The following is an 8,413-nucleotide window of genomic DNA, read 5'->3' on the forward strand; positions in this document are numbered from 1 at the left end:
ACCGAGCCGGTATCCAGGTGGTCGCGGCCGATCACGATCGGCGCTTTCAATTCACCGGTGCGCACCATTTCGTTGAACGCGAGGCCGGCGATATGGCGTTCGCCCAGGCCCAGCCAGCAGATCCGCGCCGGCAAGCCCTGGAAAGAAATGCGTTCGCGCGCCATGTCGAGCCAGCGGTGCACATGTTTGTTTTGCGGGAACAGTTCCTTGATCTTGGCGTCGGTCTTGTAGATATCCTCGGGATCGCCCGACAAGGCGACCCAGCGGAACGGCCCCTTGCCTTCGCAGAACAGCGGCCGGATATAGGCCGGCACGAAACCGGGGAAATCGAAGGCGTTCTTGACGCCCTGGTCGAATGCGACCTGGCGGATGTTGTTGCCGTAGTCGACGGTCTTGATGCCCATCGCATGGAAATCCAGCATCGCTTGCACGTGCTGCGCGCAGGATTGCGCCGCATCGGCAGTCAGCCGCGCCTGTTGCGACGGATCGTTCTGCGCCGCTACCCATTGCTCGACGCTCCAGCCGAGCGGCAGATAGCCGTTGATCAGATCATGCGCCGAGGTCTGGTCGGTCACCAGGTCCGGCTTGATGCCGCCGGCCTTGGCGCGCTTGACCAGCTCCGGCAGCACTTCCGCGGCGTTGCCGAGCAGGCCGATGGAAATCGCTTCCTTGCGTTCGGTATGGTATTTGATCAGCTCCAGCGCATCGTCCAGGTTCTTCGCCTGCTTGTCGAGATAGCGCGTGCGCAGACGGAAATCGATGCTGGACTGCTTGCACTCGATAGTCAGCGAGGCAGCGCCGGCCAGGGTTGCCGCCAGCGGCTGCGCGCCGCCCATGCCGCCCAGGCCGGCGGTCAGGATCCAGCGTCCGGCCAGGTTGCCGCCGAAATGCTGGCGCCCTGCTTCGGCAAAGGTTTCAAACGTGCCTTGCACGATGCCCTGGCTGCCGATGTAGATCCAGCTGCCGGCGGTCATCTGGCCGTACATGAACAGGCCTTTGCGGTCGAGTTCGTTGAAATGTTCCCAGTTGGCCCATTTCGGCACCAGGTTGGAGTTGGCCAGCAGCACCCGCGGCGCATCGGCGTGGGTCTGGAACACGCCGACCGGCTTGCCGGACTGGATCAGCAGGGTCTGGTCGTCGTCCAGGTTGGTGAGCGCCTCGACGATCTTGTCGAAGCAGGCCCAGTCGCGCGCAGCGCGGCCGATGCCGCCGTAGACCACCAGGTCGTTCGGCCGCTCCGCCACTTCCGGATCGAGATTGTTCATCAACATGCGCAGCGGCGCTTCGGTCAGCCAGCTCTTGGCGGTCAAGGTGGTGCCGCGCGGGGCACGGATGGTGCGGCTGGGGTCGCGCCGCGGATCTGTATTGGTGCTCATGTTGGCTGATCTCCTTAAAAGTGGCTGCAGACCGATCTTTATCATTAAGATCGCTGGAAAACAAAACATCAAGTTGTATAGTCCAGTAAAATATAATGCCTATACAACTTAGTCAACCGAATTTACGCAAGCCAGTAAAAATTTATGTTGACTTCAAGGCCACTTGAACTTGCATACTTGGCAAAGAACTCATTTCCCCCATATCCGTGAGATGCGTTCTTGCCAGACGAGGCGCTGGCAAGGCGTGCGACGCGTCCGATAGCGGGGCTATCGGCAAGGAGCACAACGCGGCCAGCGCCTCGTCTGGCAAGAACCCTTCGGGAACGGGCTATTTGGGCGTATTGCCGCGATGCGCCGCTTGCCAAGGGAACCTACCCTTGGCTGCACGACGCGCCTTGCACTACCTCCCAAATAGCCGCGTTCGCACTCACGGATATGGGGGAAATGAGTTCTGTAGCAACTGATGTAGTATCCGTGATGAATTTCTTGAGTAGGAGCCTGCACATGCATGGCGCAACAAACAACAAAGCAGTCCCGGCATTTCAACAGGTCAAGGACCATGTCTTGCAGCAAATCCGCAGCGGCGACTGGAAACCAGGCGACCTGATTCCCTCGGAACGCGAACTGATGCTGCAATTCAGCCTGTCGCGCATGACCGTCAACCGCGCCCTGCGCGAGCTCACCGACAACCAGTTGCTGGTGCGGATCCAGGGTTCGGGCACTTACGTCGCGCCCGGCAAATACCAGTCTACCCTGGTCGAGATACACAGTATCGACGATGAACTGGTGGCGCGCGGCCACCGCTACCGCAGCCAGGTGCTGACGCTGGAAGCCAGCAATGCGCCAGTCGCACTGAAGGCGCTGGAGCTGGAAAGCGGCCCGGCCTTCCATTCCGTGATCGTGCATTTCGCCGACGACATCCCGATCCAGCTGGAAGACCGCTATACCAATCCGCAGCTGTTTCCCGACTACCTGCAGCAGGATTTCCACCGGATCACGCCGAATCACTACATGGTGCAGATTGCGCCGCTCGACAAAGCCGAATACAGCATCGAATCCAAGATGCCGGACGCCGCAGTGCGCAAGCTGCTGCAGATGGAAGCCGGCGAACCGTGCCTGCTGCTGTCGCGCCGCACCTGGGTGCGGCAGGCGGTGGCGACTTCAGTCACCTTGTGGCATCCCGGCTCAAGATATCAGTTCACCGGCGGATTCTGATCCGCGCGGACAGACTACGGCGGCCGAGCGGCCGCAGTAAAATTTCAATCAGAACGCAGCAAACGGGACATATCGATTCATGTCAGTCACCCCTACTTCGCCCGACGCACCCTCCGCCAGCTGGGCGGACCTGCTGTCGGGGCGCAACGCCCTACGCTCCATCACGCTGGCCGGCGGCATCGGCATGCACGCCACCAATGTCTATATTGTCACCACCATCCTGCCGTCGGTAGTCAAGGACATCGGCGGCCTGGAATATTATGCCTGGGCCACCTCGCTGTTTGTGGTGGCTTCCATCATCGCCGCCGGCCTGGCTTCGCGGCTGGTCGAATGGATCGGCTACCGTCCCGCCTGCCTGCTGGCGCTGCTGGTGTTTTCACTGGGTTCGGCCGGCTGCGCGCTGGCGCCGCACATGGTGTGGCTGCTGCTGGCGCGCACCGTGCAGGGGTTCGGCGGCGGCGTGCTGGTGGCGCTATCCTACGCCATGATCCGGGTGGTGTTTGCGCCGCCGCTGTGGTCGCGCGCGATGGCCCTGATGTCGGGCATGTGGGGAATTTCCACACTGTCCGGCCCGGCCATCGGCGGCATGTTTGCGCAGGCCGGCAGCTGGCGCGGCGCGTTCTGGTCGCTGTTGCCGGCAGCCGTCATACTTGCGCTGCTGGTGCAGTTCACGCTGAAGGTTCCGGCTGAAACGCGTTCGGAAGAAAAAGCCAACAGCATTCCCATCACAAAAATCCTGCTGCTGGCGGCGGCGGTGCTGTCGGTGTCGGCGGCCAGCCTGTTCAGCAGCGCCATCCTCAATATCGGCGGCATCCTGCTCGGCATCGCCCTGGTCGGCCTGATCGCCTGGCTGGAACAGCGCGGCGGCACGCGCTTGCTGCCGAGCGGCGCGTTTTCCCTGCGCAGCCGCATCGGCGCCCTGTACGCCACCATGATCTTGATGATCCTGGGACTGACCACCGAAATCTACGTGCCGTATTTCCTGCAGGTGATCCAGGGCCACTCGCCGCTGCTGGCCGGCTACCTGACCGGCATCATGTCCTGCGGCTGGACTTTGGCGGCGCTGCTGTTTTCCAGTTATGGCGGGACCCGCGCGAAATTTGTCATGAAAGCCGGGCCGCTGGTGGTGATCGCGGCATTGCTGGCGCTGTCGTTCATGCTGCCGTCGGCCGCGGCGCTGAACGACTACGGCCTGCTGCCCTTGTGCATCGCGCTGATACTGGTCGGTTTCGGCATAGGCATGGGCATGCCGCACCTGATGGCCAAGATATTGAGCAGCGCGCCCCCGGATGAAGGCAATCTCGCCGCCTATTCGCTCACCACCGTGCAATTGTTCGCCACCGCCATCGGCGCCGCCCTGGCCGGCATGGTGACCTCGCTGGCCGGGCTGGCCGACCCGGGCGGTTTGCCCGGCGCCGCAAATGCGGCACAATGGCTATTCATCTGTTTCGCGCTAGCGCCGCTGCTGGCTTTCTTTACGGTGCGCCAAGCCTTGCGCCTGAACGCTCCGGCCGTCGGCACAGTCCGCGGTGAACAACTACAGGAACCCCTGTCATGAGCAGCTCGCCTCCCAAAACGCCGGTTTCCCAGCTCAAGGCCAGTACCGAAGCCGTCACCAGCGTGCATTACTGGACCGACAAGCTGCTGTCGTTCCGCACCACGCGGCCGGCCGGCTACCAGTTCACGCCGGGCCAGTTTGCCCGGCTCGGAGTAACGGCCGGTGAGGAAACCCTGTGGCGCGCCTATTCGGTCACCTCGGCGGCCGGCGAAGATGAACTGGAATATTTCCTGGTGCAGGTTCCGGGAGGCTTGTTCACTGAACAGTTGAAAGACCTGAAGCCGGGTTACCCGATCCTGGTGGAAAAATTCAGCTACGGCTTCATGACCGTGGATAGGTTTGTAGATGGCGAAGATCTGTGGATGCTGGCCACCGGCACCGGTCTCGGCCCGTTCATCTCGATCCTGCAGGATCCGTCGGTATGGAAAAAATTCCGCAACCTGGTCCTGGTCCATTGCGTCAGGAACAGCGAGGAGCTGGCCTACCAGGAACTGCTGTCCGCCCTGCCGCTGCGGCCGGAACTGGCAGCCGGCGGCGCCAGGCTGCAACTGATACGTTCCACCACACGCGATCAGCAGGCGGCCGCTCCCGGCAACCTGCAAGGCCGGATCACCACCCTGCTGAGCAGCGGCGAACTGGAAGCGGCAGCCGGCCTGGATATCACGGTGGAAAAATCGCGCATCATGATGTGCGGCAATCCGGAAATGATCACGGCGACCCGCGACATCCTCTACCAGCGCGGCTTGCGTCCTTGCCGGCGCGCGGTGCCTGGACAGTTCGTGACGGAAGACTACTGGTGACCTAGACCTCCAGCCATTTCTGCCGTATCTCCGGATTGGCGTGCAATTCGTCCGGCGTACCGGCAAACGCGATCTGGCCGTGTCCCATCACCAGCACACGGTCGGAGATGTCCAGCGCGATGCCGAGTTTCTGCTCCACCAGCAATACACCCAGTCCCTGCGCCCGCAACGCCAGCAAATGCCGGGCCACCGATTGCACCATATGCGGCGCCAAACCTTCGGTCGGTTCATCCACCATGATCAGCCGCGGTTTACCCATCAGGCTGCGGCACAGGCTGAGCATCTGCTGTTCGCCGCCGGACAGCAAACCGGCAGCCACATGCTTGCGCGCCGCCAACTGCGGCATCAGCTGCCACATCTCCTCGATCGCCACCCGCTCGCGCTGCTGGCCCAGGAGCAGGTTCTGCTGCACCGTCAGCGTCGGAAACACGGCCCGCTCTTCCGGCACGTAAGCCACGCCATGCCGGGCAATCTGGAAGGTTTTCAAACCGTTCAGTTCGACGCCATTGAAACGCACCGAACCGCGGCTGCGCAACATACCCATGAGCGCTTTCAGGGTCGAGGAACGGCCGGCGCCGTTGCGTCCCAGCAGGCTGACGATCTGGCCCGCTCCGACATCAAGATCGACGCCGTGCAAGACATGGCTTTGGCCGTAGAAAGCGTGCAAGCCGCGCACTTCGAGCAAGGCCGTCATGCCGCAGGCTCCGCATCGACACTGCCGAGATAAGCTGCCTGCACCGCGCGATTGCCGCGGATTGCCTCTGGCGTGTCGCACGCGATAATCCGGCCCTCGACCAGCACCGCGATCCGGTCCACCAGCCCGAACACCACTTCCATGTCGTGCTCGATCATCAGCAAGGTCTTGCCGGCGCTGACGCTGCGGATCAGCTCGGTGGCAGCCGCCGATTCGTCCCGGCTCATGCCGGCGGTCGGTTCGTCCAGCAGGATCAGGTCGGCATCGCCGGCGATCGTGATGCCGATTTCCAGTGCGCGCTGGGCGGCATAACTGAGGTCGCCGCCAAGGGTATCATGCTGCGCATGCAAACCGCACGACAGCAATACTTCTTCGGTACGCTGGCTGAAAGCATGCAGGGTCGACAGGCGGCGCCAGAACACATTGCGGTAGCCATGCGACGACATTACTGCGGCGCGCAGGTTTTCCCGGACACTCAGCTGCGGGAATATATTGGTGATCTGGAAGCTGCGCGCCAGGCCGAGACGATTCACCTGGAACGGACTGAGGCCGCTGATATCGCTGCCATGCAGCAGGATCTCGCCGCTGCTGGCGGCAGTACGGCCCGAGATCAGGTTGAACAGGGTTGATTTTCCGGCGCCGTTGGGACCGATCAACGCCAGCCTTTCACCTTGTTTCACTTGCAGGTCTGCACCGCGGATAATCGGCGTGTCTCCAAACTGCTTGTGCAGCTTGCGCAGTTCCAGGATAACCAGGTCAGTTGCGCTCATAGGCCCGCTGCCCGCCGGTACAGCATTTCAATCAAGAATACGGACCCGCCCGCCAGCAGCAACAGGCCGATCGCACGCAGCAGAAATGGTAACGTCAGCCGTCGAACAGAGGTCAGCCGCACCAGAACGCCGGCGATGCCGCCGGGCGCAAACATCACCACGATCACAAACAGCAGGCCAAGATACAGCTGCCAGCCTCGCGTATAGGTCGAAAGCAAGGCAGAAAACAGCACGCCGACCAAAGCTCCTATCACCGGCCCGAAGAAATAGCCGGTGCCGCCGATAAAGGTAAACAGCAGGATTTGCGCTGAACGCAGCAAACCCAGGTTTTCAGCGCTGGCGATTTCGAAATTGATGGCGGTCAGCGCGCCGCCGACGCCGGCGAATAACGCCGACAGCATGAACATCAGGTAACGCACGCGGCGCGGATCATAGCCGATGAAAGCCGCCCGCTCCGGGTTGTCGCGCACGGCGTTGGCGATGCGGCCCAGCGGCGTACGGGTCAACGCGTACATGGCGGCGGCGCAGACGAACAGCCAGCAGGCGATCAGGTAATACACCTGCAGCTGCGAAGCAAAGTCGATGCCGAACAGCGGCGCGCCAAGCACGCGGTCGGTGCTGATCCCGCTCTCGCCGCCGAACCATCCCGGCAGCATCAAGGCGCCGGCCGCCACCAGTTCGACCAGCGCCAGGCTGATCATGGACAAGGCGGTACCCGATTTGCGGGTAGTGATAAAACCGAACACGGCGCCGCACAACAAACCGGCGCAACCGCCGACCAGCGGCATCAGCGCCAGCGCGGCAGGACTGCCGCCGGCCCACCGGTTCATCACGTGCACAGCCGCAAACGCGGCCAGGCCGGCGTACACGGCGTGGCCGAAAGACAGCATGCCGGTCTGCCCGAGCAGCATGTTGAAAGAAAGCGCCAGGATCATCATGCTGCCGCATTGCGACAGCAGCGATAGCGCCGCGCTTTGCGGAAACACCCAGGGCGCCGCCAGCAACACCAGCGCAAACGCCAGCCAGAACCACTTTTGCGTCAAGCGTTTGTCCATCAGTCGCGCACCCCGGACAAGCCGCGCGGACGCAGCAGCATGACCAGCACCAGCAGCAGGTACGGCAGCACCGGCGCCAGCTGCGCCAGCGTCAATTGCAGCAGCGGATAGGCCGCTGCCTCAGGATCGACGGCTACGCCCCAATGCGCCAGGCCGCTGGCCAGGGATACATCCAGCGCCACCGCATAAGTCTGCAGGATCGCGATCAGCAGCGAAGCCAGGAACGCCCCGCGCAGCGAACCCAGGCCGCCGACCACCACCACCACGAAGATGATGCTGCCGACCCCGGCCGCCATGCCCGGTTCGGTGACAAAGGCATTGCCGCCCACCACTCCCGCCAATCCGGCCAGGCCGCAACCGGCCGTAAACACCAGGGTGAAAATGCGCGGCACGTTGTGGCCGAGCGCTTCAACCATCTGCGGATGGGTCAGCGCCGCCTGGATCAGCAAACCTGTGCGCGACCGCTTCAGCAGCCAGCCTGCGGCCAGCAGGACCAGCAACGCCAGCAGCATCATGAAGCCGCGATAGATGGGGAATGTGGTCGAATAAAAGGTAAACAGCGGCCCGTCGAGCTGCGCCGGAATCGCATACGGCAGCGCCGATTTGCCCCAGGCCAGTTGCACCAGTTCGACGATCACGTAGGAAAGGCCAAAAGTGAACAGCAGCTCCGCCACCTGCCCGTGGCGCCGCACATGGCGCAGTCCGAAGCGCTCGACCAGGGCTCCCAGCAGGCCGGCCAGCAGCGGCGCCAGCAGCAGCGCCGGCCAGAAGCCGAGCTTGATGCTGATCGCATAGGCGAAATAGGCGCCCAGCATGTAAAAACTCGCATGCGCAAAATTCAGCACGCCGAGCATGCTGAAGATCAGCGTCAGTCCCGACGACAACAGGAACAGCAGCAAGCCGTAACTGAGGCCGTTCAGCAAAGTGATGAGGGTAAATTCCATT

General features: G+C 62.6%; 8 protein-coding genes. 3 read left to right on the top strand and 5 right to left on the bottom strand.

Features of this window, described 5'->3' with window-relative positions; all coding sequences use genetic code 11:
• Window positions 1-1,376, bottom strand: a 1,376-nt coding sequence (gene hutU / locus JWQ61_RS05365) for a urocanate hydratase (protein ID WP_304359613.1), incomplete at its 3' end; no start/stop codon positions are given.
• A gap of 504 nt (window positions 1,377-1,880) precedes the next feature.
• Here hutU and hutC point away from each other — a divergent pair.
• The 3 genes from hutC (at window position 1,881) to JWQ61_RS05380 (ending at window position 4,949) form a co-directional block, all read left to right on the top strand.
• Window positions 1,881-2,591, top strand: a complete 711-nt coding sequence (gene hutC, locus JWQ61_RS05370; protein WP_304359614.1) for a histidine utilization repressor — start codon at window positions 1,881-1,883, stop codon at window positions 2,589-2,591.
• A gap of 79 nt (window positions 2,592-2,670) precedes the next feature.
• Entirely contained in the window at window positions 2,671-4,149 is a 1,479-nt protein-coding gene (locus JWQ61_RS05375; RefSeq protein WP_304359615.1) for an MFS transporter, read from the top strand.
• Complete coding sequence (locus JWQ61_RS05380; protein WP_304359616.1) at window positions 4,146-4,949, top strand: ferredoxin--NADP reductase; 804 nt, start codon at window positions 4,146-4,148, stop codon at window positions 4,947-4,949. The genes JWQ61_RS05375 and JWQ61_RS05380 overlap by 4 nt, the downstream gene beginning before the upstream one ends.
• Window position 4,950: 1 nt before the next feature.
• Here JWQ61_RS05380 and JWQ61_RS05385 read toward each other — a convergent pair whose 3' ends face one another.
• The 4 genes from JWQ61_RS05385 to JWQ61_RS05400 are packed head-to-tail and all read right to left on the bottom strand — an operon-like array spanning window position 4,951 to window position 8,412.
• Window positions 4,951-5,643 (bottom strand): ABC transporter ATP-binding protein, encoded by a 693-nt coding sequence (locus JWQ61_RS05385; RefSeq protein ID WP_304359617.1) that lies wholly within the window; start codon window positions 5,641-5,643, stop codon window positions 4,951-4,953.
• Window positions 5,640-6,413 carry an ABC transporter ATP-binding protein gene (locus JWQ61_RS05390; RefSeq protein ID WP_304359618.1) on the bottom strand — a complete coding sequence of 258 codons (774 nt, stop codon included), beginning with the start codon at window positions 6,411-6,413 and terminating at the stop codon, window positions 5,640-5,642. Before JWQ61_RS05390 ends, JWQ61_RS05385 begins: the two co-directional genes overlap by 4 nt.
• Window positions 6,410-7,468, bottom strand: coding sequence for a branched-chain amino acid ABC transporter permease (locus tag JWQ61_RS05395; protein ID WP_304359619.1), 1,059 nt, complete (start codon window positions 7,466-7,468; stop codon window positions 6,410-6,412). Before JWQ61_RS05395 ends, JWQ61_RS05390 begins: the two co-directional genes overlap by 4 nt.
• Complete coding sequence (locus JWQ61_RS05400; RefSeq protein WP_304359620.1) at window positions 7,468-8,412, bottom strand: branched-chain amino acid ABC transporter permease; 945 nt, start codon at window positions 8,410-8,412, stop codon at window positions 7,468-7,470. The genes JWQ61_RS05395 and JWQ61_RS05400 overlap by 1 nt, the downstream gene beginning before the upstream one ends.
• Between the last annotated feature and the right edge of the window lies 1 nt (window position 8,413).

This window comes from Collimonas fungivorans (genome assembly GCF_028292705.1).
Classification (GTDB): domain Bacteria; phylum Pseudomonadota; class Gammaproteobacteria; order Burkholderiales; family Burkholderiaceae_D; genus Collimonas; species Collimonas fungivorans_B.